Source organism: Streptomyces diversicolor, assembly GCF_057537855.1.
In genome coordinates this window covers 1-25,259 of record NZ_BAAJXA010000071.1, presented here as the reverse complement: position 1 = coordinate 25,259, position 25,259 = coordinate 1, and the positions used below count along the sequence as shown (strand labels likewise).

The 25,259-nt window shown below is 73.6% G+C and carries 20 protein-coding genes; 9 read left to right on the top strand and 11 right to left on the bottom strand.

The features are described from left to right. Positions 1–12: 12 nt before the first annotated feature. Positions 13–1,686 (top strand): FAD-binding dehydrogenase, encoded by a 1,674-nt coding sequence (locus tag AC27LF_RS43310; protein ID WP_479664693.1) that lies wholly within the window; start codon positions 13–15, stop codon positions 1,684–1,686. Between the two features lie 268 nt (positions 1,687–1,954). Here AC27LF_RS43310 and AC27LF_RS43305 read toward each other — a convergent pair whose 3' ends face one another. Next, positions 1,955–2,305 carry a DUF488 domain-containing protein gene (locus AC27LF_RS43305; RefSeq protein ID WP_479664692.1) on the bottom strand — a complete coding sequence of 117 codons (351 nt, stop codon included), beginning with the start codon at positions 2,303–2,305 and terminating at the stop codon, positions 1,955–1,957. A 167-nt stretch (positions 2,306–2,472) separates the two neighbouring features. On the opposite strand from AC27LF_RS43305, the gene AC27LF_RS43300 reads away from it, so the two are divergent. The 3 genes from AC27LF_RS43300 to AC27LF_RS43290 all read left to right on the top strand — a co-directional run bounded on the left by AC27LF_RS43300 (position 2,473) and on the right by AC27LF_RS43290 (position 6,556). After that, on the top strand, positions 2,473–3,903 hold the full coding sequence (locus AC27LF_RS43300; RefSeq protein ID WP_479664691.1) for a M1 family metallopeptidase: 1,431 nt from the start codon (positions 2,473–2,475) through the stop codon (positions 3,901–3,903). Between the two features lie 125 nt (positions 3,904–4,028). Continuing rightward, positions 4,029–4,736 (top strand): response regulator transcription factor, encoded by a 708-nt coding sequence (locus tag AC27LF_RS43295; RefSeq protein WP_479664690.1) that lies wholly within the window; start codon positions 4,029–4,031, stop codon positions 4,734–4,736. Beyond that, entirely contained in the window at positions 4,733–6,556 is a 1,824-nt protein-coding gene (locus AC27LF_RS43290) for a sensor histidine kinase (protein WP_479664689.1), read from the top strand. The genes AC27LF_RS43295 and AC27LF_RS43290 overlap by 4 nt, the downstream gene beginning before the upstream one ends. Before the next feature lie 60 nt (positions 6,557–6,616). Here the strand turns inward: AC27LF_RS43290 and AC27LF_RS43285 are convergent, their stop codons facing one another. Continuing rightward, the gene (locus tag AC27LF_RS43285) at positions 6,617–7,837 is read right to left on the bottom strand and encodes a saccharopine dehydrogenase family protein (protein WP_479664688.1); all 1,221 of its coding nucleotides are present in this window, start codon (positions 7,835–7,837) and stop codon (positions 6,617–6,619) included. 148 nt (positions 7,838–7,985) lie between these two features. On the opposite strand from AC27LF_RS43285, the gene AC27LF_RS43280 reads away from it, so the two are divergent. Then, a complete protein-coding gene (locus tag AC27LF_RS43280; RefSeq protein ID WP_479664687.1) occupies positions 7,986–8,705 on the top strand; it encodes a TetR/AcrR family transcriptional regulator in 720 nt (239 codons plus the stop codon). A gap of 101 nt (positions 8,706–8,806) precedes the next feature. On the opposite strand, the gene AC27LF_RS43275 is transcribed toward AC27LF_RS43280, so the two are convergent. Continuing rightward, complete coding sequence (locus AC27LF_RS43275; RefSeq protein ID WP_479664686.1) at positions 8,807–9,706, bottom strand: LysR family transcriptional regulator ArgP; 900 nt, start codon at positions 9,704–9,706, stop codon at positions 8,807–8,809. Between the two features lie 107 nt (positions 9,707–9,813). Here AC27LF_RS43275 and AC27LF_RS43270 point away from each other — a divergent pair, with 107 nt between their 5' ends. Both AC27LF_RS43270 and AC27LF_RS43265 read left to right on the top strand, forming a co-directional pair. Then, a complete protein-coding gene (locus AC27LF_RS43270) occupies positions 9,814–10,431 on the top strand; it encodes a LysE/ArgO family amino acid transporter (RefSeq protein WP_479664685.1) in 618 nt (205 codons plus the stop codon). A gap of 103 nt (positions 10,432–10,534) precedes the next feature. Then, a complete protein-coding gene (locus tag AC27LF_RS43265) occupies positions 10,535–11,842 on the top strand; it encodes an MFS transporter (RefSeq protein ID WP_479664684.1) in 1,308 nt (435 codons plus the stop codon). Between the two features lie 6 nt (positions 11,843–11,848). On the opposite strand, the gene AC27LF_RS43260 is transcribed toward AC27LF_RS43265, so the two are convergent. After that, on the bottom strand, positions 11,849–12,304 hold the full coding sequence (locus AC27LF_RS43260; RefSeq protein ID WP_479664683.1) for a cyclic nucleotide-binding domain-containing protein: 456 nt from the start codon (positions 12,302–12,304) through the stop codon (positions 11,849–11,851). 447 nt (positions 12,305–12,751) lie between these two features. On the opposite strand from AC27LF_RS43260, the gene AC27LF_RS43255 reads away from it, so the two are divergent. Continuing rightward, positions 12,752–13,564 (top strand): SigB/SigF/SigG family RNA polymerase sigma factor, encoded by an 813-nt coding sequence (locus tag AC27LF_RS43255; RefSeq protein ID WP_479664682.1) that lies wholly within the window; start codon positions 12,752–12,754, stop codon positions 13,562–13,564. 198 nt (positions 13,565–13,762) lie between these two features. On the opposite strand, the gene AC27LF_RS43250 is transcribed toward AC27LF_RS43255, so the two are convergent. Together AC27LF_RS43250 and AC27LF_RS43245 are read right to left on the bottom strand one after the other, a co-directional pair. Then, positions 13,763–16,039, bottom strand: coding sequence for an FUSC family protein (locus tag AC27LF_RS43250; RefSeq protein ID WP_479664681.1), 2,277 nt, complete (start codon positions 16,037–16,039; stop codon positions 13,763–13,765). Between the two features lie 159 nt (positions 16,040–16,198). Beyond that, positions 16,199–17,581, bottom strand: coding sequence for an NAD(P)/FAD-dependent oxidoreductase (locus AC27LF_RS43245; protein WP_479664680.1), 1,383 nt, complete (start codon positions 17,579–17,581; stop codon positions 16,199–16,201). Between the two features lie 498 nt (positions 17,582–18,079). On the opposite strand from AC27LF_RS43245, the gene AC27LF_RS43240 reads away from it, so the two are divergent. Further along, positions 18,080–18,892, top strand: a complete 813-nt coding sequence (locus AC27LF_RS43240; protein ID WP_479664679.1) for a methyltransferase domain-containing protein — start codon at positions 18,080–18,082, stop codon at positions 18,890–18,892. A gap of 33 nt (positions 18,893–18,925) precedes the next feature. Here the strand turns inward: AC27LF_RS43240 and AC27LF_RS43235 are convergent, their stop codons facing one another. The 5 genes from AC27LF_RS43235 to AC27LF_RS43215 all read right to left on the bottom strand — a co-directional run. Further along, a complete protein-coding gene (locus tag AC27LF_RS43235) occupies positions 18,926–19,360 on the bottom strand; it encodes an ATP-binding protein (RefSeq protein WP_404037208.1) in 435 nt (144 codons plus the stop codon). Positions 19,361–19,454: 94 nt separating this feature from the next. Then, the gene (locus tag AC27LF_RS43230; protein ID WP_479664678.1) at positions 19,455–21,359 is read right to left on the bottom strand and encodes an AMP-dependent synthetase/ligase; all 1,905 of its coding nucleotides are present in this window, start codon (positions 21,357–21,359) and stop codon (positions 19,455–19,457) included. 66 nt (positions 21,360–21,425) lie between these two features. Then, positions 21,426–23,690 carry a 1,4-alpha-glucan branching enzyme gene (glgB, locus tag AC27LF_RS43225; protein WP_479664677.1) on the bottom strand — a complete coding sequence of 755 codons (2,265 nt, stop codon included), beginning with the start codon at positions 23,688–23,690 and terminating at the stop codon, positions 21,426–21,428. Positions 23,691–23,694: 4 nt separating this feature from the next. Continuing rightward, positions 23,695–25,059: a maltokinase N-terminal cap-like domain-containing protein gene (locus AC27LF_RS43220; RefSeq protein ID WP_479664676.1), complete on the bottom strand. Its 1,365-nt coding sequence runs from the start codon at positions 25,057–25,059 to the stop codon at positions 23,695–23,697. Between the two features lie 31 nt (positions 25,060–25,090). Further along, the coding region (locus AC27LF_RS43215; RefSeq protein WP_479664701.1) for an alpha-glucosidase C-terminal domain-containing protein at positions 25,091–25,259 on the bottom strand (169 nt) is incomplete at its 5' end.

Below are 25,259 nucleotides of genomic sequence, written 5' to 3'. Positions count from 1 at the left end.
GGAACGCACGCCATGGACGCGGACGTCATCGTCGTCGGAGCGGGTCTCGCCGGCCTGGTCGCGGCGCACGAACTCACCAGCCGGGGCAGGCGCGTGGCCCTGCTCGACCAGGAGAACGCCGCCAACCTGGGCGGCCAGGCGTACTGGTCCTTCGGCGGGCTCTTCCTCGTCGACTCACCGGAGCAGCGGCGCCTCGGCGTCAAGGACTCCCTCGACCTCGCCTGGAACGACTGGCAGGGCAGCGCGCGGTTCGACCGGCTCGCCGACGAGGACTCCTGGGCGGCGCGCTGGGCCCGCGCCTACGTCGAGTTCGCGGCCGGCGAGAAGCGGTCCTGGCTCCAGGGGCACGGCATCTCCCTGCTGCCCACCGTCGGCTGGGCCGAACGCGGCGATCTGCGCGCCGACGGGCACGGCAACTCCGTGCCGCGCTTCCACATCGCCTGGGGCACCGGCACCGGCGTCGTCGAACCGTTCGCGCGGCACGCCCGGCAGGCCGCCAGGGACGGGCTGCTCACCTTCCACCACCGCCACCGGGTGGACGAACTCGTCGTCGAGGCGGGAGAGGTGACCGGGGTGCGCGGCATTGTCCTCGCCCCCGACGACGCGCCCCGCGGCATCGCCTCCAACCGCGACCGCAGCGGCGACTTCGCGCTGACCGCCCAGGCCGTGATCGTCACCAGCGGCGGCATCGGCGCCAACCACGACATGGTGCGCCGGTTCTGGCCCGAAAGGCTCGGCACACCCCCCGCGCGCATGGTCACCGGCGTCCCCGCCCATGTCGACGGCCGGATGCTCGACATCAGCGCCGAGGCGGGCGCGCGCCTGGTCAACCGGGACCGCATGTGGCACTACACCGAGGGCCTGCGCAACTGGGACCCCGTCTGGCCAGGGCACGGCATCCGCATCCTGTCCGGACCCTCCCCCGTCTGGCTGGACGCGCTCGGCCGTCGGCTGCCCGACCCCTGCCTGCCCGGCTACGACACCCTGAGCACCCTGAGGCACCTGCGCACCACCGACGACCTCAAGGAGCACGACCACTCCTGGTTCGTCCTCACCCGGAAGATCATCGAGAAGGAGTTCGCGCTGTCCGGCTCCGAGCAGAACCCCGACATCACCGCCAAGGACCGCAGGGCGGTGCTGCGCGACCGGCTGCTCGGCAAGGGCGCCCCCGGGCCCGTGCGGGACTTCGTGCGCCACGGAGCGGACTTCGTGACCGCCGACACCCTGGAACGGCTGGTGGAGAAGATGAACGGCCTCACCGAGCGGCCCCTGCTCGACCCCGCCGCGGTGCGCCGCCAGATCGAGGCGCGCGACCTGCAGATCGACCACCCCTTCAGCAAGGACTCCCAGGTGCAGGGCATCCGCAACGCCCGCCGCTACATCGGGGACCGCCTCGGCCGGGTCGCCGTCCCGCACCGCGTCCTCGACGCCGCCGCGGGCCCGCTCATCGGCGTCAAGCTGCACATCCTCACCCGCAAGACGCTCGGCGGCATCCAGACCGACCTGGACTCCCGCGCCCTGGGCGCCGACGGGCGGCCCGTCGGCGGGCTGTACGCGGCCGGCGAGGTGGCCGGGTTCGGCGGCGGCGGCGTCCACGGCTACAACGCGCTGGAGGGCACCTTCCTCGGCGGCTGCCTCTTCTCCGGCCGCGCCGCGGGCCGGGCCGCGGCACAACAGACCGGATGAGCGAGGGCGTCGGGGCGGCGCTCGGTCGAGTCGGTCGTGGTTCGGGTGCGGCGCCGTCGTGGCTGAGCGCGTCGCGGGTCCCCCGCTGGGTCGGCCGGTTTGTCGGTCGTCGTTCGGGTGCGACGCCGTCGTGGCTGAGCGCGCAGTTCCCCGCGCCCCTGCGGGGCGCCGACCTCGCCCGCGGTCGTTCGGGCAGCGGTGCGGCGGGGGAACTCCCGTGCGCTGTGCGGGAGGAGCGTGCCGCGGGCGCCGTTCGCCGTGCGCCGGGTCAGGTGCGCAGGAGCGACGCCAGGACCGCGGCATGGCCCTGCCGCGGGTTCCTGGACGCGGTGAGCAGCGTCACCGCTCCGGCGCGTGCCGACGCGCGCAGCGCGTCGAGCAGCGCGGCGGCCTCCGGCCTCTCCAGTTCGGCGGTGTAGCGGCGGCGGAACTCCCCGTAGTCGCCGAGGCCCGCGTGGTACCACTCGCGCAGCTCGGCGGAGGGGGTCAGGGATTTGGGCCACTCGTCGATGCCGGCGGAGTCCTCGGGCAGGTCGCGCGGCCACAGCCGGTCGACCAGCACCCGCAGTCCGTCGTCGGGCTCGGGCGGTTCATGGACGGGGCGCACACGGACGCTCACGATCGGGGACCTCTCTGCGGGCGCGGACGGTGCCGCGAGCGTACGGTGGCGAGACCGGCCGACCGGTGGACGACGCGGCGCGACGTGCCCCGAAGGGGGGCAATACGGGCGAAATCGCCTCTAGTCTGTGGCAGATCGCTGTCGGTCATCCCTCCCAAGGAGCGCATGTGACGCCACCCCCACAGCAGGGCGCAGGACGACGCACCGCGGTGCTGCGCCGCGAGGCCGTCCTCGCCACCGTCCCCGTCGCCCTGGCGGCGCTGCTCGGCGCCGCCGGACCGTCCGTGGCCGCCTCGCCCGGAGCGACCGGCCTGGGCGACCCCTACTTCCCGCTCGCCGGCAACGGCGGATACCACGTCCAGCACTACGACCTGACGCTGCGTTACGACACCGAGGCCCGGCACCTCGACGGCACGGCCGTCCTCACCGCCCGCGCCACCCACGAGCTGTCCCGCTTCGACCTCGACCTCAAGGGGCTGAACGTCACCGGCGTCACCGTCGACCACGAGGCCGCCGACGTCAGCCGCGCCGGCCAGGAACTGGTCGTCACCCCGCGCCGTGCCCTCGCCAAGGACCAGGAGTTCCAGGTCAGGGTCGACTACAACGGCACGCCCCAGCCCCTCATCGACGAGGACGGCTCCCAGGACGGCTGGATCCACACCGACGACGGCGCGTTCGTCGCGGGCCAGCCGCAGGGCTCGATGACCTGGTTCCCGGCGAACAACCACCCCCTGGACAAGTCCTCGTACGACTTCACGATCACCGTCCCCGAGGGGCGCACCGCCGTCGCCAACGGCGTCCTGCTCGGGCAGAGCACCGCCGACGGCCGCACCACCTTCCGCTGGCGCCAGAGCGAGCCGATGGCCGCCTACCTGGCCACGGCCTCGGTCGGCAAGTTCCAGGTCGAGCGGTACACCACCGGCGACGGCATCCAGGTGTACAACGCCGTCGACCCCCGCGAGGCGAAGGCATCGGCGTCCGTCCTGAAGAAGCTGCCCTCCGTGCTGGAGTGGGAGAGCAAGCTGTTCGGCCCCTACCCGTACCGGGCCGCCGGATCGATCGTCGACCACGCCCCGCACGTCGGATACGCCCTGGAGAGCCAGAGCCGCCCCGTCTACGACTCGGCACCCGATCTGGCGACCTTCGTCCACGAGATCGCCCACCAGTGGTTCGGCGACTCGGTCGCCCTCACCTCCTGGAAGGACATCTGGCTCAACGAGGGCTTCGCGAGCTACGCCGAGTGGCTCTACGACGAACAGCACGGCGGCGACAGCGCGCAGGAGATCTTCGACGAGCTGTACGCCAGCCCCGAGGACGACGACCTGTGGGACATCCCGCCAGGCGACCCGGGCAGCGGCGACAACCTCTTCGAGGACCCGGTGTACGACCGCGGCGCCATGACCCTGCACCAGCTGCGCAAGGCCGTCGGCGACGCAGCGTTCTTCCGGATCCTGCGCGCCTGGCCCACCCAGCACCGCGACGGACACGGCACCACCGAACAGTTCGTGCGGCTCGCCGAGCGGGAGTCGGGCAAGGACCTGAAGAGCCTGTTCCACACGTGGCTGTACACCAAGGGCAAACCGAGCACCGCACTGTAGGGCGGCCGAGCCGCACCGTGACACGGCCCCGCGTTCCTCGGAGCGCCGGGCTGACGAATTCCTCACATGTGTCGGCCAGGGTCGGCACATGACCCGACCGCGAAACACCGCCTAGGATCCGCCGCGTGTGCGCACATGTGCTGGTCGCCGAGGACGACGAGATGCAGGCCGAACTCATACGCCGCTCCCTGCTGGCGGAGGGCCACACCGCCACGGTGGTCCACGACGGCGCCGCCGCCCTTAACGCGGCCCGCCGGCTCGCACCCGACCTGGTCGTCCTGGACCTGATGCTCCCGCTGGTCGACGGCTTCGGCGTGTGCCGGGCCCTGCGCGGCGGCGCGCCGGACACCGCCGACATCCCCGTGCTCATGCTCACCGCCCGCTCCGCCGAGGACGATCTGCTGCTCGGTCTTGAACTGGGCGCCGACGACTACCTGACCAAGCCCTACAGCCCGCGCGAGCTGATGGCCCGCATCCGGACCGTGCTGCGGCGCAGCGGCCGGGGCGCCGGCGTGCGCGAGGACCCCGCCGTGCGCGCCGGAGGCGTCAGCGTCGACCCGGTACGGCACGAAGTGCGCTGCGACGGCGTGCCGGTGGAGTGCACCCCGGCCGAGTTCCAGATCCTGCTGGCCATGGCCGCCGAACCGGAACGGGTCTTCTCCCGGCGGCAGTTGTTGCAGGCGACCAGCGGCTTCGACCGGGCCTCCACGGAACGGGCCGTCGACGTGCACATCATGAATCTGCGCCGCAAGATCGAGGCCGACCCGCGCCGGCCGGCGCGGCTGCTCACCGTGTTCGGGGTGGGCTACAAGCTCAGCGGCGGCCGGCCGTGAAGGGCCGGATACCGCTGCGCAAACGGCTGCTGGTCCGGCTGCTCATCGCCTCGGCGCTGATCGCCGTGTGCTCGGTCGCCGCGACGGCCTGGCTGGCCGTGACCACCACCACCAGCGCGCTGCGCGAGGAGCAGGGCCAGGACCTCGCCGCCGACACGAACATCCTGGCCCGGCTCAGCGGGTACGCCGCCACCCACCCCGACTGGAAGGACGTCCGGCACACCGTCCGCGAGCTGGCCGCGAAGACCGGCCGGCGCATCGCCCTGACCACCCCGGACCGGGTCCTGCTCGCCGACTCCGCGCCCCGCGGCACCCCGCTGCCGCCGCGGCCCGCCGCCTCCGTCGACCCGCTGCGCACCGACACCTACACCGAGCCGGGGGCGCAGCTCACCGGCCTGGACCCGCGGGCGGTGGGCCCCTACCGGCTCACCGCCCAGGAACGCGAGCGGCTGGACGCCGTCACCGGCAAGCAGCGGGCCTGCTTCGAAAGCCTCGGCATCCGGACCAGGATCGAACACACCCCGGCCGGGCGGCCCTTCGTCACCGCCGCCGACGGGACGGAGGTGACGGGCTACGTCCAGGACCGGTGCGGCCATCCGTCGGCCGCCCCGACCGCCACCGAACAACGGGCGCTGACCGCGCTGACCGGGGCCACCAGCGCCTGCCTGGCACGCAAGGGCATGAACCCGGACCTGCCGCTGTACCTGATGCTCGACCCCGGCGGCGCCGGCACCTTCGGCCGGTTCCTCGTGAAGTACGCCGGAGCGGCCGACGGCAAGGGGATGCGCCTGGTGCAGAGCTGCGTCGACAGCGCCCGCCGCGCCCAGCTCGACCCGTACGTCGCCCCCGTGGCCGAGCTGTTCCTCGGCCTCGGCGACCAGGCGACGCCACGCTTCGACATGTCACCGGCGAACAAGGCCAAGGTCGTCGGCGTGGCCTCGCTCGTGCTCGCCGTCACGGTCGCCGTGACCGCCGCGGTCGCCACCCGGCTGGTGCGGCCCCTGCGCGCGCTGACCGCGGCCGCCCAGCAGCCGCCCGACCGGCATGTGCGGGTTCCGGTGACCACGCGGGACGAGACCGGGATCCTGGCGGAGGCATTCAACGACCTGACGGAGCGAAGGGAACGCCTGGAGGCCCAGCGCAAGGCGATGGTCAGCGACATCGCCCACGAACTGCGCAGTCCGCTCACCAACATCCGCGGCTGGCTGGAGGTCACCCGGGACGGCCTCGTCGAGCCCGATCCGGCCCTGCTCGACGCCCTGCACGAGGAGGCGCTGGTGCTCCAGCGCGTCATCGACGACCTCCAGGACCTGGCCGCCGCCGACGCGGGCACGCTGCGCCTGCACCGTGAGCCCGTCGCCGCCGGCGACCTGCTCGACCAGGTCGCCGCGGCACACCGGGTGGCCGCCGACGCGGGCGCGGTCACCCTGCGCACCGACTGCGACGGCGAGCCGTGGCTGGACGCCGACCCGGTGCGGATGCGGCAGGCGCTCGGCAACCTGGTCTCCAACGCGCTCAGGCACACACCCGCCGACGGGATCGTGACCCTGGCCGCCCGCCGGGACGGCGACGAGGTCGTGCTCACCGTCGCCGACACCGGACACGGCATCGCCGCCGACGATCTGCCGCATGTCTTCGACCGGTTCTGGCGCGCGGAGAAGTCCCGCAGCCGGCGCACCGGCGGCAGCGGACTCGGCCTGCCCATCGTCCGCCATCTGGTCGCCGCGCACGACGGCACGGCGGGCGCGGCGAGCGAGCCCGGACAGGGCGCCGTCTTCACCCTGCGGCTGCCCGGCATCCCGCCGCCCCGGGACGGCTGACACCCCGCGACCGCACCGCCGGCCTCGGGGCCGGCCGCCCCGGAGCGCGGCCGGTGGCGGTCACTGTTCGCGCATGCCCCACGGGGTGCCGTACGCCGTCAGCAGGTCGAGGAACGGGCGCGGCGGGAACGCCTCGGGGCCGAGGACACCCGACCCCGACCAGGCACCCGTGGCGAGGAGTTCGAGCGCGACCACGGGGTTGACCGCCGTCTGCCACACCACCGCCTGGCACCCGTACTGCGCCATGGACCACTGGTTGTCGACGACGTGGTACAGATACACCTCGCGCGCGGCGCCGTCCTTGGTGCCGCGCACCCAGGTGCCCGCGCAGGTCTTGCCGTGCATGCGCTCGCCCAGGGTCGCCGGGTCGGGCAGACACGCGGCGACGACGTCCCGGGGGGACACCGCGACCGGGCCGTGAGCGCCGGGCACGGTGACCGGCTCGGTGCGGTCGAGGCCCAGCAGGTGCAGCGTCCGCAGCGTCTCGATGAACTCCCGGCCCAGACCGTACTTGAACGTCACGCGCCCGGCCTTCACCCAGCGCGGCACGAGCAGTACCTCCTCGTGCTCCACGTTCACGCACTCCACCGGCCCGATGCCGTCGGGGAAGTCGAAGACCTCGGGCTCGCTGAACGGCTCCGTGGTGAACCAGCCGCGCCCCGCCTCGTACACGACCGGCGGGTTCAGACACTCCTCGATGGTGGTCCAGATGCTGAACGACGGCGCGAAGTCATAGCCGTCGACGGTGAGGTTCGCGCCGTCACGGACGCCGATCTCCTCGATCTCGTCGAAGAGTTCGTCGGCCGCGTACCGGGCGAACACGTCCGAAAGGCCGGGCTCCACGCCCATGCCGACGAGCGCGAGCGCACCCGCCTCCGCCCAGTCGGCGGCCAGCGCGAACTGCTCGTCGCCCAGCTTGACCCCGCAGACCTCGTACGGCCGCTCCGCGTCCGGGCGCGACAGGGACATCGCCATGTCGAGATAGGTGGCGCCGCCCGCCCGCGCCGCGCGGAACAGGGGCATGACGAAGCGTGGGTCGGTGGCGTTGAACAGCACGTCGCAGCCGTGCCGCGCCAGCAGGTCCGCCACCGCCGTCTCGTCGGCGGCGTCGACGCGCGCGGCGCGGAACCGGGACCCGTCCGGGCCGAGGGCCGCGACCGCGGCCTCGGCCCGCGCGAGATCGTGGTCGGCGACCACCATCAGGTCGAAGAACGCACGCCGGGCGGCGATCCGGGTGACGGCGGTGCCGACACCGCCCGCTCCCACGAGCAGTACACGCATGGTGAAACTCCCTGTCCGACGAAGATCCGGTCGAGGTGGGTGAAGCGGCGCGCCTGACCGGAATCCAACGCCGTGGGCCCCTGTAAGGTCAATGGCGTTGGCATAAGAGCGGTCGCCGCGTCCAGGGGGCCCCGGAGAAAGGCATGCCGTGCCGAAGCGGGTCGTGCCCGAGGAGAAGCGGCGGCGCCGTCGCCCCACCAGGAGTGGCACCGTGCTGTCCGAGGGGCTGATCGTGGAGACCGCGCTGCGCCTGCTGCGCGAGCACGGCAGCGCCGGCCTGTCCGCGCGGCGCCTCGGGCTGGCCCTCGACTGCGATCCGAGCACCCTGTACCGCTACTTCCGCGGCATGGACGATCTCACCCTGGCCATCGGCGACGCGCTCATCGGGCGGGCGCTGCGCGGCTGGCGGCGGACCGGGCACTGGCGGGCGGACCTGCGGGCGCTCGGTCTGCGCATCCACGCCGCGTACGTGGCCCATCCGCAGGCGGCGCTGCTGACCGCGAACCGGGTCACCGGCCGCGCGCACGAACTGGCCGCCGACGAAGCCGTCCTGGACATCCTGCGGACCGCCGGCTTTCCGGTCGCCGACACCGTTCGGGTCTATCAGGCGTTCATCGACCAGACCCTGGCCTTCGCCGCGCTCGACGCCGCGTCCCTGGCGCTGCCCAGCGACTCCCAGCGCGCCGACGAGGCCACCTGGAGCTCCATCTACGCCCGGCTGCCCGCCACCACGCACCCCCGCATCGCCGAGGCGGCCCCTCTGCTGACCACCCGCATGCTCACCAGCGCCTATCCGGCGGCCCTCGACATGCTGCTGGACAGCGCGGCCCACCACCTGAACGGCCTCCCCGAAGCGGACCGGGCCTGAGCGCTCCGCGGGACGTGCCGCGCTGTGCCGTCGGTCGGCTGCGGGCTCATCGTGGCTGGTCGCGCAGTTCCCCGCGCCCCCTTGCCTTGGGGCGCGCTGCTTCAGTGGCGCAGGCTCTCCGTCGCTGTCGCGGTCACCGCTTCGGCCAGTGCGGCCAGGGCGGGGGAGTCGAGTTTCCACTGCTGCCAGTACAGGGGGACGTCCGCCCAGCGGCCCGGCGCGAGGTCGACCAGGCGGCCGGTGCGCAGCAGCGGGTCGGCCTGGGCCTCGGGGACCATGCCCCAGCCGAGCCCCGTGGCGACCGCATCGGCGAACCCCTCGGAGGTGGGCACATAGTGCCGGTGCGCGCTCGCGGCGCCGAAGCCGGCGTCCAGCGCACGGATGAAGTCGTCCTGGAAGTCGTCGCGCCGGTCGAAGACGACCACCGGCGCCGCGGCCAGCGCCGGCGCCGCCGGCCCCGCCAGATGCTCCGCGGCGAACTCCGGGCTCGCCACCGGCAGGTAGCGCATCCGCCCGAGGGGACGCACCGAACAGCCCGGCACCGGGTCGGGCGACGAGGTCACCGCGGCCATCACCAGCCCCTCGCGCAACAGCGCCGCCGTATGGTCCTCGTCCTCGCGGCGCAGTTCGAAACAGAGCCGCGGCTCGCCGGGCACCCGCCGCAGCGCCGGCAGGAACCAGGTGGCGAGCGAGTCCGCGTTCACCGCCACCGACACCCGCGTGGGCTCACCGGCCCCGCTGAGCCCCAGCTCGCCCCGCGCGTCCCGGTCCAGCCGGGCCAGTTGCCGGGCGAACCGCACCAGCACCGCGCCGGACTCCGTAGGCCGTACCGGCTTGGTGCGCCGCAGCAGCACCCGGCCCGTGCGCTGCTCCAGCGCCTTGACCCGCTGGCTGACTGCCGAGGGCGTCACATGCAGGGCGGCCGCCGCCGCGTCGAAGGTGCCCTCGTCGACCACCGCGAGCAGTGTCCGCACCTGGTCCAGGGGCAGCTCAGGCACCATGACGGCCGCTCACCTCCTCCACCCCCCTGGACCGCCTACAGAGACGCTAATGGTACGTAAAAATCCTTAGCTGTACGCCGAGTGATCGCATGGTTAGCGTCACAGGCATGTCCGCCGCCCTGACCGCCGCTGCCGCCGGATTCGGCACCGGCCTCTCGCTGATCGTCGCCATCGGAGCCCAGAACGCGTTCGTCCTGCGCCAGGGCGTCCGCCGGGACGCGGTCCTCGCGGTCGTCGGCATCTGCGCCCTGTCCGACCTGGTGCTCATCGCGCTGGGCGTCGCCGGCGTCGGCGCGCTCGTCGTCGCCTGGCCCGGGGCGCTGACGGCGGTCGCCCTGATCGGCGGCGGCTTCCTGCTCTGCTACGGCGCCCTCGCCGCCCGCCGCGTCCTGCGGCCGGCCGCCGCAGGACTGCGCACCGAGGGCGCCGCGGCGGGCTCAAGACGGCGGGCGGTGCTCACGTGTCTCGCGCTGACCTGGCTCAACCCGCACGTCTACCTGGACACCGTGTTCCTGCTGGGCTCGCTCGCCGCCGACCGCGGCCCGCTGCGCTGGACGTTCGGTCTCGGCGCGGCCCTGGCCAGCCTGTGCTGGTTCGCGGCGCTCGGCTTCGGCGCCCGGCTGCTCGGCCGGGTCCTCGCCGGGCCACGGGCCTGGCGGGTCCTGGACGGCCTGGTCGCGGTGACCATGATCACGCTCGGCGCGCTGCTCGTCGCCGGATCCTGAACCGAGGATCCCGAGCCGATCGGGCACCCCGCCCCGGCGGATGCGGCCGGAGCTGCCATAGTGAAGCCCGAATCGAAAGATGTAACGAGCAACCAGGAAGCCCGTGGACACGAGCGAGAGCACCGACGGCAGCGCCGCGGCACGGCCCGGCACCCCGGCCCCGGCAGCCCGGCCGCCAGGCGGCTGGCGCCGCTGGGCGATGGACACCCGCCCCCTGCGCCGCCCCGCCTACCGCAGGCTGTGGTCCTCGACGATCGTCACCGCGGTCGGCAGCCAGCTCACGGCCGTCGCCGTGCCCAAGCAGATCTACGACATCACGCACTCCTCCGCCTGGGTCGGCTACGCGAGCCTCGCCGGGCTGCTGCCCATGGTGGTGTTCGCGCTGTGGGGCGGCGCTGTCGCGGACACGGTGGACCGCCGCAGACTGCTGCTGGTGACCAACATCGGCATCGCGGTCACCTCCCTGCTGTTCTGGGCGCAGGCCGTCGCCGGCATGGACTCGGTGGCCGTCCTGATGGTCCTGCTCGCCGTGCAGCAGGCGTTCTTCGGCCTCAACTCCCCGGCGCGCAACGCCTCCATCGCCCGGCTCGTCCCCGCGGAGGAACTGCCCGCGGCGAACGCGCTGGGCTCGACGGTGATGCAGACCGGCCTGGTGGCGGGGCCGCTGCTGGCCGGCGCGCTGATCCCGGTCGTCGGCCTGCCCGAGCTGTACCTCATCGACGCCGTGGCGCTGTGCGTCACGGTCTGGGCGGTCGCCCGGCTCCCCGCGCTGCCGCCGCTCGGCGAGGCGCAGGCCCGGCGGGCGGGCCTGCGGGAGGTCGCGGCCGGCTTCCGCTACATCTCCCTGCACAAGGTGCTGTTGCTGTCCTTCGTCGCCGACATCGTCGCCATGGTGTTCGGCATGCCTCGCGCGCTGTTCCCGCAACTGGCCGCGGAGACCTACGCCCCCTACGGCGAAGGTCTTGCGCTCGGCGTGCTGTTCGCCGGGATTCCCGTCGGCGCGGTGCTCGGCGGGCTGTTCTCCGGCACGTTCTCCCGGGCACGCCGGCACGGCTGGATGGTCATCGCGGCGGTGGTCGGCTGGGGCGTGGCCGTCGCGGGCTTCGGACTGAGCCGCAACCTCTGGATCGCGCTGGCGTTCCTCGCCGCCGCGGGCGTCGCCGACATGGTCTCCATGGTCTTCCGCGGGGCGATCCTGCTGTCCGCGGCCACCGACGAGATGCGCGGGCGCATGCAGGGGGTGTTCACGGTGGTCGTCGCGGGCGGCCCGCGCCTGGCCGACGTGCTGCACGGCACGGCGGGCTCCGCCTTCGGGCCGCGCGCGGCCGTCGTGGGCGGCGGGCTGCTGGTGGTCGCGGTGATGCTGGCTCTGGCCGCCGCGGTGCCCGCGCTGCGCCGCTACCACGGCTGAGGCGCGCTACAGCGCGCCGCGCCGGTGCAGCGTGTACTGCTCCATGAGCTTGCCCCTCGTCAACTCCAGGCGGTGGGCGAGGATTTCGGCGACGGTCCGCACCAGCGACAGCCCGAGCAGCGGGTCCTCCACGCTGAGCGCGAGCACCGCTGAGGCGTCGTACTCGTAGGCCCGTACGAAGCTGAACGCGACGGCGCCGAAGTCCCAGGTGTACGGCGGGAAGAGCCACGACCAGCCGAGCAGGTCGCCCGCGCCGAGGCCGGCCACCGTCACCCGCTGATGGGTCGTCACCTGCTGGTCGAGGTTGACCGCGCCCGACCGGATCACCCAGAACCGGTCGGCCGTGCCACCGGCCTCGAAGATCCTGGTGTCCTCGGGGAAGGACACCTCCCGCGCCAGCTCCATCAGGCGCTCGCGCTGCGGCTGCGGGAGGGCGGTCAGCAGTTTTATCGCTTTGGTCATGGCGCAGGGCTCCTCGCGGGCCGGGGATTTCCGGAGTTCTCCCTACGCCCATTTCAGCCGCTGCCGCCGCGCCGGGCACCTCGGGGGCGGTCCATCGCCCGGGATCCGGCCCGGCGCGCGGAAAAGAGCCCTGGCCGGACGGGGGTGACCGGCCAGGGCGGCACCTGCCGGGCCGGAGGGGACCGGCACGGCCGACCGCTGTCCCGGTACGGGTGAACGGTGAACCGTCCCTGGTGTGCCCGGGCGCCGCGGAGCGGGGCGCGCGACCCGTTTCGCTGTCCGGCCGTGAACGGCCCGGCGGAGGCCCGCCGCGGCCCCCGGCTCGCGGCCTTGGTCCGTGTTTGTTCCCCCTGCGCAAGGGCAGACGGAGTGTCGTGCTCCGAGGCGCGCCCCACGGGAGCGGTACGACCCCCCTCCCCGAAACCACTGTCCAGGAGCGATAACCGCATGCTCACCCAACTGTCCAAAAGCAAGCGGCCCCACGACGACGCCCCCGACACCGCGGCCCTGTTCGCCCGGCTCGCCGAGTCGGCCGACGGCCCCGGCCGCGACGAAGTACGCGAAGAACTGGTGACGGCCTGGCTGCCCATGGCCCACCGGATCGCCGGCCGGTTCCGCGACCGCGGCGAGTCCGTCGAGGACCTGCGGCAGGTGGCCGCGCTCGGCCTCGTCAAGGCCGTCGACCGGTACGACCCGGCCCGCGGGCCCTTCGAGAGCTACGCCGTGCCCACCATCACCGGAGAGATCAAACGGCACTTCCGGGACCGGATGTGGGCCCTGCGGGTGCCCCGCCGGGTGCAGGACCTGCGCAACCGGGTGCGCCTGGCCCGCCGTGAACTCACCCAGCACCCCGGCGTCACCGAGCCCTCGGTGACCGACATCGCCCGCCACACCGGCCTCACAGAGGACGAGGTCGGCACCGGTCTGGAGGCTTTGGAGAGCTTCAGCACCCTGTCCCTGGACGCCGAGCCGGCCCCCGACGGCGGGGGACACCCGCTCGCGGACGTCCTCGGCGCGGCCGACCCGTCGTACGACGTCGTCGTCGACCGCGAATCCGCCAAGGAGGGGCTGCGCCGGCTGCCTGAGCGGGAACGGGCCATCCTCTACATGCGCTTCTTCGAGGACATGACCCAGAGCCGCATCGCCGACCGTCTCGGCATCTCCCAGATGCACGTCTCGCGGCTCATCAGCCGCAGTTGCGCCCGCGTCCGCGACGAAGCCCTCGGCCGGCGCGGCGCCGGCGGCCGGGCAGCCGACTGAACCACCGCCGCACCGCGCCCACTTGGCCTCCTGCGGTCACCCGGCATCCTGCGCTCACGTGGCGTCCCGCGCCCACTTGGCCTCCCGTGCTCATGTGGCGTCCAGCGGCTCACATGGCGTCCCGTGCTCATGCGGCATGCCATGCTCGTGTGGCGTCCAGCGGCTCACGTGGCCTCCCGTGCTCATGTGGCCCCGCGCTCACTTCGTGTCGCGCGCGACCGGCACCCGCAGCGGGCGGGCCAGACCCACCACCGCCTCGTCCAGCCGTTGCAGGTGGCGCAGCACCCGGTCGGTCACCTGACCGTAGCGCGGGGTGGCCGGTGTGCCGGGCCGCAACAGGGACGCGATGCTCGGGCCTGTCTCCACCTCGGCCGCCGTCTGCCCGTTTCTGACCTGCGTGGCGATCGCCTCGATGTTGTGCACGATTCGGCTGCCCGCTCCCCGCAGCCGCGGGTCCGCCGCCATCGTCGGCTTCGACGGCAGCAGCGCGGCGGTGGCCGCGAGGGACCGGGCGTGGTAGGCGCACGTCTCCAGCAGCGCCACCACATAGCGCGCGGTGTCCCTGCGCGACCGCAACGGAGTGATCGGGTGGGTGAGCGGCTGCGCCGAGGCCCGCAGGTCAGCCAGCGCCTGGTCCAGCTCGCGCGCCCGGTCCAGCAGGTCCGCCGGTGGCGCACCGCTCAGCTGGTCGACCGCGGAGCGCGTGACGTCCGCCAGCCGGTCCAGCACGGTGCCCAGCAGTTCGTTCGTACGGCGGTCCGTGGCCACCGGCAGCACCACCGCCGCCGCGATGATCCCGCAGGCCGCGCCCAGCGCCGTCTCCTCCACCCGCAGCACCAGGACGGCCAGGCTGTAGGTGTTGAGCAGCGTGTACAGCAGCCCCAGCATCGCCGTGACGAAGAACGACATCAGCGTGTAGGAGAGCGGGGCCGTGTAGAACATCGCGAAGATGAACAGCAGGACCAGCGCGAACGCCGTCCATGTGTGGTGTCCGACGAGCCCCGCGAGCCCGATGCCCGCCACCACACCGAGCACCGTGCCCAGCAGCCGACGGTAGCCCTTCACCAGGATCTCGCCCGTCGACGCGGTGTTGATGAACACGATCCAGCAGGTCAGCACCGCCCAGTACCAGCGCTGGCTGGACAGCAGCTCACCCCCGACGATGGCGAGCGCCGATCCCGCGGCCACCTGTACGGCCGAGCGCGTGGTGGGCCGCCGCAGCCCGGTGGGCCCCGGCTCGTCCGCCGCGCGCTCCTCGCCGGAGCCGATCGCCGCGTCCTCCGTGTCCAGCTCCTCGCGCGAGCGGGTCGTCGCGGGCGCGTCGTCGGACTCGTCCTGCGGCCCGTCCAGGGCGACGCGCAGCCCGAGGACGGCCCGCGCGGCCTCGCCCAGGCCCCGGAAGACGTCCTGCACGGCGGGCGACGCGTCCGGCAGGTTCTCCTCCTCCCGGTAGCCGAGCAGCCGGTTGCGGACCCGGGACAGCGCCGTACCCCGGTCCGCGCCGGCCGGCCGCAGCACCAGCAGGCGCAGCGCCTGAAGATCCCGGCGCAGCGCCGTCATCGTCTCGTCCCGCACCGGCTGTGCGACGCCCGAGGGCAGCGGCGCGCCCGGCAGATGCAGGGTGAGCGTGTTCGCCCGCTCGGCGCTGCGCGCGGTCAGCAGCATCAGACCGAGCCGTTCCGCGGCGATCTCGGCCTCCGCGATGCGCCGCTGGAGCAGCCCCGCCACCGCCTCGTCCGAGGTGCCGTCCGCCAGCCGGCCCTGGATCATCAGCGCGCTCTCGTGCAGCCGCGCGGTCCTGACCCGGACCGCCTCCAGGGCCTTGTCCATGTCGTCGGGGCCGGCGTCCAGCAGGTCGATCTGGGCCGCGACCAGCTGGGCGAGCCGGGCCCTGAACGCCCGGCGCAGCCGGTCGAGGACGCCCGCGGGCGTCTGCGCCACCAGCACGAACCGGGCCACCGCGCTGCATCCGAAGGCCAGCACGAGCGCCCCGTACAGCCCCGGCAGCAACGGCACGCTCGCGCGCACGAACAGGGACAGGAAGTAGACCTGGAAGCCGATCAGGCCGAGCGCGGTGCCCCGGTCGCCGAACCGGCGGCCGTAGACCGCGCAGAAGATGAGCGCCACGAAGAACAGGTCACCGATCACCACGCTCGTGCTCAGCAGCGCGCCGAGCGTCAGGGAGACCAGCGCCACGGGCAGGCCCAGTGCCAGCGTCACGGCCTGCCGGTCGCGCCGCTTCTCACGGATGGCGAAGGTGGCGACCATCGCCGCCATGGCACCGGCCACCAGATGGGTGACACCGGTCCGCAGCAGCGCCAGGACGAGCAGGGTCAGGGCGATGGCCGTCACCGTGCGCAGCCCCGCGGTGAGCCGGAGCAGCCCGGGGTCGGAGGCCGCGAGCCGGTCCCAGGGCTCCGCCCGCACCGACCGTTGCGCTGTCCGCACGCCGGCGCGCTCTCTCCCGTGTCCCATCGTGATCCGCGACATGATCTGCGACCAGCATGGCACGGCCATGGACCGTGCAGGACCCCGGTACGCGCCTGATACCGGGCCCCTGATGCGGCGCCGGTGCCGGATGCCGCCGCGGGCCGCCCGCCCGCTCCCGGCGCGCGGCGGGTGCCGGGGCCCGGTTCAGTCCGCCGGGCTGTCCAGGGCCCGGCCCGCCACGTGCGCCCGCACCTGGTCGGGCGTCAGATACGCGTTGGTGTACTCGAAGTCCTTGAGCTTCGCGGGGCGGCGCGCCTGGAACCCGGTGCGCACGAAATCGTCGCCGCCGATGGCGTTGAGCAGCCAGTTGGTCAGGACCCGGGTCTTGGCGACGTTGGTGCGCAGCGCCGACCAGTGGTAGCCGCGGGCGACGGCCTGGGCGGGCAGACCGCGCAGTTCGACGCCCAGCGGCTTGGAGACGGCGTCCCGGCCCCCGAGGTCGACGACGAGCCCGAGGTCACGATGCACATACGGGCGCAGCGGCTGGTTGCGCAGCGTCGCGATGACGTTGTCGGCGACCCGCCTGCCCTGCCGGATGGCGTGCTGCGCGGTGGGCGGACAGACCGCGTCCTGCTCCGGCTTGGCCTGGTCCGGTACGGCGGCGGCGTCGCCCAGCGCGAACACCCCGTCGTGTCCCGGCAGCGTCATCTCCGCGGTGACCGCGAGCCGCCCGCGCACGGTGTCCGCGCCGAGCGTCGAGATCAGCGGGCTGGCGACGACTCCGGCCGTCCAGATCAGCGTCCGGGTGGGCACCACCCGGCCGTCGGTGAAGGTGACCTCACGCGCGGCGGCCTTCGCGATCGACACCCCGAGGGAGATCTCGATCCCGCGCCGGCGCAGGATCTCCTGGGCGCTGCGGCCGAGCTTGTCGCCCAGCTCCGGCATCAGCCTGGGCGCGATGTCGATCAGATGCCACTTGATCAGGGCCGGGTCGAGGCGCGGGTAGCGGCGCAGGGCGGCATGCGTCAGGCGTTGCAGACAGGCCGCGGTCTCGGTGCCGGCGTAGCCGCCGCCGACCACCACGAACTGCAGTCGCGCGGCGCGTTCGACGGGGTCGTCGCTGGCGTCGGCGAGGTCGAGTTGCGAGATGACGTGGTCGCGCACATAGGCGGCCTCCGCGAGGGTCTTCATGCCGTAGGCGTGGTCGGTCAGGCCGGGAATGTCGAAGGTGCGGGTCACACTGCCCGGGGCGAGCACGAGATAGTCGTACGGTTCGTCGACGACCTTGTCGGTGATCGTCTGGACGACGCACACCTTGGCCCTCAGATCCACGCCGATGGCGCCGCCCGGGATGATCCGGGTGCGGTACCTCCTGCTGCGGCGCAGCGAGAGCGCGATCGACTGGGGCGTCAGCACGCCGGAGGCGACCTGCGGCAGCAGCGGCATGTAGAGCTGGTACGAGTACGGCGTCACCAGCGTGACGTCGGCCTCGTCGGGGGCCAGCTTCCGCTCCAGGCGGCGAACGCACTCCACACCGGCGAAGCCGGCGCCCACCACCAGGATCCTGGGTCGTGTCACGGTGTCCATCCCTTCTGCGGCTCCGGGCGGGTCAGGTCCGACGCGTTCCCCCGCCCCGGATCGCCGCTGCGCACCACACCGATCCCACCGCGCCCCGGGTGGTTGCGCCACCGGGAGCGGCAGGCACACGAACGCGTGGGCAACCGTCTGCCCCGCCAGGAGGCGGAGTAACCCGCGCGCCGCACGCCATGCACCCGATGGGCCGCACGACGGCCGTGCCGGACCGCCGCCGGGTCGCCTGCGGCGCTCCGGGGCTTCCCTTCGGGCAGTACGGCGGCCGGCCCGCGGAGCGGGCCGGCGTCGGGACAGGACGCAGTGGTCGTCGACCGGCACGGGCCACCGACGGCGCGGCGGCGGGCCGTCGGTGCGGGGGATGCGGGTGTGCGGTCCGGTGGGCGCGCGGCGGTCGTGCCGGCCGACGCGGCGGGCAGCGGTGTCCGGGGGCGGCGCCCGGCTGTCCGCGCGAGTGGGCCACGCGAGGGCCGCGGGGACCGTAGAGTGCGCGCCATGGCGCAGACACGGCCCGGCCCGGGCTTTCGGACGCATGGCGGCGACGCGGCCGACGTGGCGTCCCTGACCGGCGCGCTCGACGCGCAGGATGCCAACCCGGGGGTGCGACGGCTGCGTGCCTGGGCCCACGAGGCGCTTGCCGTCGAGGGCGGCGAGCGCGCGCTGGACGTCGGCGCCGGAACCGGCTCGCAGACCCGGGAACTGGCCGCCGCCGTCGGCCCCGACGGCCATGTCCTCGGCGTCGAACCGGACCCCGGGCTGCGCGCGGTCGCCGAGGAGCGGTCCGCCGGCACCCGGGCCCGCTTCGCGCACGGCGACCCGCTGGCCCTGCCCGTGCCCGACGCCTCGGTGGACGTTCTCTGGTGCGAACGCGTCCTGCAGCACCTCGCCGAGCCGGACCGTGCGGTCGCCGAGATGGCCCGGGTGCTGCGCCCCGGCGGCCGGGTGGCGCTGCTCGACACCGACTGGGCCACCACGGTCCTGCACCCCGGAGACCCGGAGATCACGCGGGCCCTGGCCTCCGGCGCCCTCACCGGCGCCGCCAACCCGTACTCGGGACGCCGGCTCGTCGGCCAGGTCACCGCGGCCGGCCTGGTGGTCGACGACCGCGGCTGCGCGGCCCTGTTCCAGGACCACCGGTCGGTCGCCTGGCCGATCATCGGCATGCTGGGCGATGCGGCGGTGCGCCGCGGACTGCTCACCGAGGCCCAGCGGGACGCCGCGTACACCACGCTCGCCGAGGCGGCCGAGCAGGGCGGGCTGCACATGTCCGTGACGATGTTCGGCGTGGTCGCGCACCGCCCCGGGTGACGCCGTGCCCCACGCACGGCCCGGCCCGCCCGCTCACCAGGGCAGGAAGGCGTGGATGTCCTTGCCGCCGTCGGTGACCACCACACTGACCTGGTCGCACAGCGTGTCCACGAGCCGCCACCCGACGCCGCCGCCACCCGTGCGCGGGGTGAAGGGCCGCGGCTCGGGACGCACGGTACTGGTGTCGTGCATCGTGATGTGCACACCGTCGAACGTGCGGCGCATCCGGAGGGCGAACGGTCCCGGCGCGTACTGCACGGCGTTGGCGGCCAGCTCCGTGACCACCAGCAGGATGTCGTCCCAGTACTCGGGGGCGGACGGCGGTGTCCGGCGGGCGAGGTCGCCGAGGAAGCCCTGCGCGGCGAGCCGGGCACCCGTCACGTTGCGCAGCTCGCCCGGGAAGGAGACCCAGCGGTCGAAGGCATCCTCCGACAGGGGCGTGTTGTTCCGTCGTCGTCCGGTCGCCATTGTCATCCCCAGCGCCGTGTGAACCGGACTGCAGTCCCGGCCTTCTTTCTCTCCCTGGGCTGGGTTCCCGCGCGCGGCCCGGCTACGCCTCCCCTCACCGGAACACGCTGTCCGAGTCGTCCCAGTCGGCCGGCTCCTCCCGCGGCGGCCTGCGCAGGGCCTCCGAGCGTGTCTGGTACATCGCGTCGATCTCGGCGGCGTAGTGCCGGGCGATGGCGTCCCGGCGCAGCTTCATCGACGGCGTCAGCAGCCCGTTGGACGTGTCGAACGGCGTGGGCAGCACCCGGTGCACCCGGATGGACTCGGAGCGTGACACGGCGCTGTTGGCGGCGGCCACGGCCCGTGCGATCTCCTCCCGCAGCGCGTTCTCCTCCCGCGCTTCCCGGCCGGGCGCGTCGCCCTGCAACGCCGGCGCCGACCGCCAGTGCGCGAGGAATTCCGGGTCCAGGGTGATCAGGGCGCCCACGCACGGCCGGTCGTCGCCCACGACCACCGCCTGATGGACCAGGGGATGCATGCGCAGCCGCTGCTCCAGCGCGGCCGGTGCCACGCTCTTGCCGCTGCTGGTGATGATGACGTCCTTCTTGCGGCCCGTGATGGTCAGATAGCCCTCGGAGTCCAGCCGCCCGAGGTCCCCGGTGGCCAGCCAGCCGCCGCGCACCGCCGCCCGCGTCGCCGCCTCGTCGTTGACGTAGCCCTGGAACACCGACGGGCCGCGCACCAGGATCTCCCCGTCCTCGGCGATCTGGATCCGGGTGCCCGGCAGGGCCTGGCCCACGGTGCCCGACTTCTCCCGGCCCAACGGCTGCATGGTGATCCCGCCGCCCGACTCGGTCAGCCCGTAGCCGTCGTTCACATAGACGCCGATGCCCTCGTAGAACAGGGACAGTTCCCGGCTGAGCGACGAGCCGCCCGAGGTGGCGCGGACCACCCGGCCGCCCAGCGTGGCCCGCAGCCTGCGGTACACCGTCCGCTCGTACAGGGCGTGCTGGAGCCGCAGGTCGAGCCCGGGTCCAGCGCCGGTGCCCAGCCGCCGCCGCTCCTCGGCCGCGGCGAAGTCCCGCGCCGTCCGCGCCGCCCGCTCGAACAGCGCGCCCCGGCCGGCCTGCTGGGCCGCGCGCAGGAAATTCTTGTACAGCTTCTCGAACAGCGACGGCACCCCGTAGAAGTACGTGGGCCGGAAGGTGCGCAGCGCCGACGACAGCGCCGCGTCGGTCATCTCGGGTTCGTGGCCGAGCAGGATGCCGCCGCGCAGGCACAGCACCTGGATCATGAGCCCGTACACGTGCGAGAAGGGCAGGAAGGCCAGCACGGACGCCTGCTCGCCCGGCGGCGCCGCCGTGTGCGCCCAGCCCGCGAGCAGCGTGTCGCACGGATACGCCAGACCGCGGTGGCTCAGCGCGCAGCCGAGGGGGCGGCCCGAGGTGCCGGAGGTGTAGGCGACGACCGCGGTCGAGTCCGGCAGCACGATACGGCGCAGCGACTCCACGGTGGTCAGCGGGATGGCCGCGCCCCGCTCCACGAGCTGCGGCAGCGCGTCCGTGTCCAGCTGCCACACGTGCCGCAGCCGTGGCAGCCGCGCGCACAGGGTGCCCACCGTCATGACGCCCTGTTCGTCCTCCACCAGCACGGCCACACAGCCGGCGTCCCGCAGGATCCACTCGACCTGCTCGCGCGAGGAGTGCGGATGGATCGCCACGATCTCCGCGCCCACCGTCCACAGGGCGTGGCCGAACACGGTCCACTCATAGCGGGTGCGGGCCATCACGGCGACCCGGTGGCCCGGGGAGATCCCGCAGGCGACCAGGCCCTTGGCCAGGTCCACCACTTCGTCCCGCACTTCGACGGCCGTCACCTGCCGCCATCCGGCCGGGGCGTCGTCCGTGCGGCGGGCCAGCACCGGCAGGGTGGGATCGCGGGCCGCGGTGTCGAAGACGGTGTCGGCGAGCCCGCCGGTCAGGTCGGGGGCGAGATCTGGAGCGAGGGCGAGGTCGCGCATGCGCTGCTCCTGGACTGTACGGAGGGTGACGCCGCCGAACACCTTTGTGGTCGACGGTGCTCGAATCTAGCCCAGGCGCGCGCGATTGGGGTCCGGATCGGGGAACTGATCGGATCGGTCCGCCGGAGCCGGCACCAGCCACACCGTGGCGAGCGGCGGCAGGGTGAGACGCAGCCGCCCGTCCTGCGGCACGAGGAGACCCCGGTCGGTGACGTCGCCGCCGCCGTAGCGCGCGCTGTCGGTGTTGAGCGCTTCACGCCAGGCGGGAACGCCCTTCGGTACGGCGAGCCGGTAGTCGTGGCGGACGACGGGGGAGAAGTGGGACACCGACAGCAGGGGTGTCCCGTGCGCGTCGTATCTCAGGAACGCGAACACGTTCTCGTCGGCTGCGTCTGCGGTGATCCACTGGAAGCCGGTGGGGTCGGTGTCGCGCTGCCACAGGGCGGGGGTGGTGCGGTAGACGGTGTTGAGGTCGCGTACGAGGTCGCGGACGCCGCGGTGGTCGCCTTCGGCGCCGTAGCCGGGATCGAGGAGCCACCAGTCGGGGCCGTGTGCTTCGGACCATTCGGCGCCCTGGGCGAACTCCTGGCCCATGAAGAGGAGTTGTTTGCCGGGGTGGGCCCACATGAAGGCGAGGTAGGCGCGCAGGTCGGCGCGTTGCTGCCACCAGTCGCCGGGCATCTTGGAGACCAGTGAGCGTTTGCCGTGCACGACCTCGTCGTGGGAGATGGGCAGGAGGTAGTTCTCGCTGTAGGCGTACACCATGGAGAAGGTCATCTCGTGGTGGTGGTACCTGCGGTGTACCGGTTCGTGCTGGATGTACTGCAGCGAGTCGTGCATCCAGCCCATGTTCCACTTCAGGCCGAAGCCGAGCCCGCCGCTGTCGGTGGGCCGCGTCACCCCGTCCCAGGCGGTCGACTCCTCGGCGATGGTGACCACGCCCGGGCAGCGGCGGTAGACGGTGGCGTTCATCTCCTGGAGGAACGCCACCGCGTCCAGGTCCTCACGTCCGCCGAACACGTTCGGCGTCCACTGGCCCGAGTCCCGGGAGTAGTCGAGGTAGAGCATGGAGGCGACGGCGTCCACGCGCAGGCCGTCGATGTGGAACTCCTCGCACCAGTACACGGCGTTGGCGACCAGGAAGTTGCGCACCTCGGTGCGCCCGAAGTCGAACTCGTACGTCCCCCAGTCGGGATGCTCCGCGCGCCGGGAGTCCCCGGGCTCGTACAGCGGCTCCCCGTCGAACCGGCCCAGCGCCCAGTCGTCCTTGGGGAAGTGCGCGGGCACCCAGTCCATGAGGACGCCTATGCCCGCCTGGTGCAGGGCGTCGATCAGGTACTTGAAGTCGTCGGGGGTGCCGAGGCGGGCGGTCGGCGCGTAGAAGCCGGTGACCTGGTAGCCCCAGGAGCCGCCGAAGGGGTGCTCGGCGACTGGCATCAGCTCCACATGGGTGAAGCCCAACTCCTTGACATAAGCGGGGAGTTCATCGGCAAGTCGACGGTACGTCAGCCCCGGGCGCCAGGACGGCAGATGCACCTCGTACACGGACAACGGCGCCTCGTGCACCGGGATGTCCGCGCGGTGCGCCAGCCACTCCTCGTCGCCCCACTCGTAGCGCGAGGACGTCACCACGGAGGCCGTCGCGGGCGGCACCTCCGTGCGGCGCGCCATCGGGTCCGCCTTGAGGAACCGGTCGCCGCGGCGCGAGGTGATCTCGAACTTGTACCGGACGCCCTCGCCGACGCCCGGCACGAACAGCTCCCAGACACCCGAGGAGCCGAGCGAACGCATCGGGTACTGCGTGCCGTCCCAGCCGGTGAAGTCGCCGGTGACCCGCACGCCCCGGGCGTTCGGCGCCCACACGGTGAAGCGGGTGCCCTCCACTCCCTGGTGCGTCATGGGTTCGGCGCCCAGCGCCCGCCACAGCTGCTCGTGCCGGCCCTCGCCGATCAGATGCAGGTCCAGCTCGCCGAGGGCGGGCAGGAAGCGGTAGGGGTCGGCCGTCTCATGAACGGTGTCCTCATACTCGGCATACTCGACCAGGAGTGTGTACGCCGGGATCGTCGCGTGCGGCAGCACGGCCGAGAAGAGCCCGTCGCCCTCGTGGACCAGGGCGCTGCGCATCCCGTCGACCAGCACGCTCACCGCGCGGGCGAAGGGACGCAGCGCCCGGAACAGGGTGCCGCCCGGCACCGGGTGGGCGCCCAGCAGGGCGTGCGGGTCGTGGTGGGCGCCCGTGAGCAACCGCTCGCGGTCGGCGGGATCCAGCGGGAGCGCCGCCGTCGTCGCGGGACCCGACGGCTCGGGGAGCGAGGTGTCGCGCAGTGCCATGGTGTCAGCCTTCCCTGACGGCGAGCCGCTCGATCGCGGCCATGGGAACGGGCAGCCAGTCGGGACGGTGCCGGGCCTCGTACACGGCCTCGTACACCGCCCGGTCGGTCTCGTGGGCACGCAGCAGCGCCTGCCCGCGGCGCGGGTCCCACCCGGCCCGGGCGGCATAGCCCGCGCAGTAGGCGTCCCGGCAGCGGTCGGCCCACTCGGGGCGCCAGGGGCGCCGCTGCCGGGCCGCGTAGTCGAAGGAGCGCAGCATGCCGGCGACGTCCCGTACCGGGGACTGCGCGCTGCGCCGCTCGGAGAGCGGGCGCGAGGGCTCGCCCTCGAAGTCGATGACGAACCAGTTCCGTCCAGCCCGCAGCACCTGTCCGAGGTGCAGGTCGCCGTGGATGCGCTGGGCGGGCGGTGCGGCGTCGTGGCCGTCCAGCGCCCCGAACGCGGTGCGCAGTCCCGGCACGAACGGCACGAGGGCCGGCACACAGTGCGCGGCGGCCTCCAGCCGGGCGGTCATCGCGGCCACCGTGTGGCCGTTCTCGCCGTCGCCCGCGGACGGGAAGGCGGTGGCGAGCGCCATATGCACATCGGCCGTGGCCTGCCCCAACTCATAGGACTCGGTGGTGAAGTCGTCCCCCGCGGCGAGCGCGCGCAGCGCCAGCGTCCAGCCGTCGGCGGCGTCCGGCAGGAACGGCTGGAGCACCCCGAGCGTCGCCGGCCGGGGCTCGGTCGTCCGGAACCAGGCGACCGGCGCGGGCACCCGTGTGCAGCCCTGTGCGGCCAGCGCCCCCGGCACCTCCAGGTCCGGGTTGATGCCGGGCTCCACCCGGCGGAACACCTTCAGGATGTACGCGTCGCCGTACACCAGCGAGGAGTTGGACTGCTCCGCGTCCAGCAGACGCGGCGCGAGCCCGCCGGGCACCCGCACGGCCGGGTCCGCCTCGAAGCGCAGCGGGCCCGCCGTGCCCGGCCGCCGCAGCCGCTCCAGGAGCAGCGCGGCCGAGCGCGGATCGTGCAGCGCGTCGTAGAGCGCGGTGCCCGCCAGCGGGCCTTCCCGCACCCGGCCTATGAACGCCCGTTCCAGGTGCGGCGCCGGCTGCGCGCGCATGCCGAGCAGCAACTGGTAGCAGGCGCCGGCCGGTGGCGGGCCGCCGGGCGCCGGGACGCTGCCCTGCCCGGTGTGCACCAGCAGATGCAGACAGCCCGGGAACAGCTCGGTCATGGACAGCAGGGCGAGGTCCGTGACGGGCCGGTCCCGGCCCGCGAACCAGCGCTGTCTGGGCAGCCATTCGCTGAGCAGCCCGGCCAGCAAGGCCGTCGGCCGGTCGGGGCCGGCCGCGCCGCGCGGCCTGGGCGATACGGTCTTCGGCATGGTGAGGCGTCCTTTCCTCGGCGCCGCGCGCTCAGCGTCGTCGGCCGATGCGGGATGCGACTCGGGAGAGCCGGAACCAGTAGAAGCCGTGGCCCGCGAGGGTGAGGAGATAGGGGAGTTCACCGATGGCGGGAAAGCGTACTCCGCCGATGAGTTCGACGGGATGCCGTCCGTCGTAGGCCCGCAGGTCGAGTTCGGTC

Coding starts and splice junctions, on each gene's coding strand:
- AC27LF_RS43310 (WP_479664693.1), top strand. CDS start 13: ATGGACGCGGACGTCATCGTCGTCGGAGCGGGTCTCGCCGGCCTGGTC.
- AC27LF_RS43285 (WP_479664688.1), bottom strand. CDS start 7,837: ATGCGTGTACTGCTCGTGGGAGCGGGCGGTGTCGGCACCGCCGTCACC.
- AC27LF_RS43275 (WP_479664686.1), bottom strand. CDS start 9,706: ATGGTGCCTGAGCTGCCCCTGGACCAGGTGCGGACACTGCTCGCGGTG.
- AC27LF_RS43270 (WP_479664685.1), top strand. CDS start 9,814: ATGTCCGCCGCCCTGACCGCCGCTGCCGCCGGATTCGGCACCGGCCTC.
- AC27LF_RS43260 (WP_479664683.1), bottom strand. CDS start 12,304: ATGACCAAAGCGATAAAACTGCTGACCGCCCTCCCGCAGCCGCAGCGC.
- AC27LF_RS43255 (WP_479664682.1), top strand. CDS start 12,752: ATGCTCACCCAACTGTCCAAAAGCAAGCGGCCCCACGACGACGCCCCC.
- AC27LF_RS43250 (WP_479664681.1), bottom strand. CDS start 16,039: ATGGGACACGGGAGAGAGCGCGCCGGCGTGCGGACAGCGCAACGGTCG.
- AC27LF_RS43245 (WP_479664680.1), bottom strand. CDS start 17,581: ATGGACACCGTGACACGACCCAGGATCCTGGTGGTGGGCGCCGGCTTC.
- AC27LF_RS43240 (WP_479664679.1), top strand. CDS start 18,080: ATGGCGCAGACACGGCCCGGCCCGGGCTTTCGGACGCATGGCGGCGAC.
- AC27LF_RS43235 (WP_404037208.1), bottom strand. CDS start 19,360: ATGGCGACCGGACGACGACGGAACAACACGCCCCTGTCGGAGGATGCC.
- AC27LF_RS43230 (WP_479664678.1), bottom strand. CDS start 21,359: ATGCGCGACCTCGCCCTCGCTCCAGATCTCGCCCCCGACCTGACCGGC.
- glgB (WP_479664677.1), bottom strand. CDS start 23,690: ATGGCACTGCGCGACACCTCGCTCCCCGAGCCGTCGGGTCCCGCGACG.
- AC27LF_RS43220 (WP_479664676.1), bottom strand. CDS start 25,059: ATGCCGAAGACCGTATCGCCCAGGCCGCGCGGCGCGGCCGGCCCCGAC.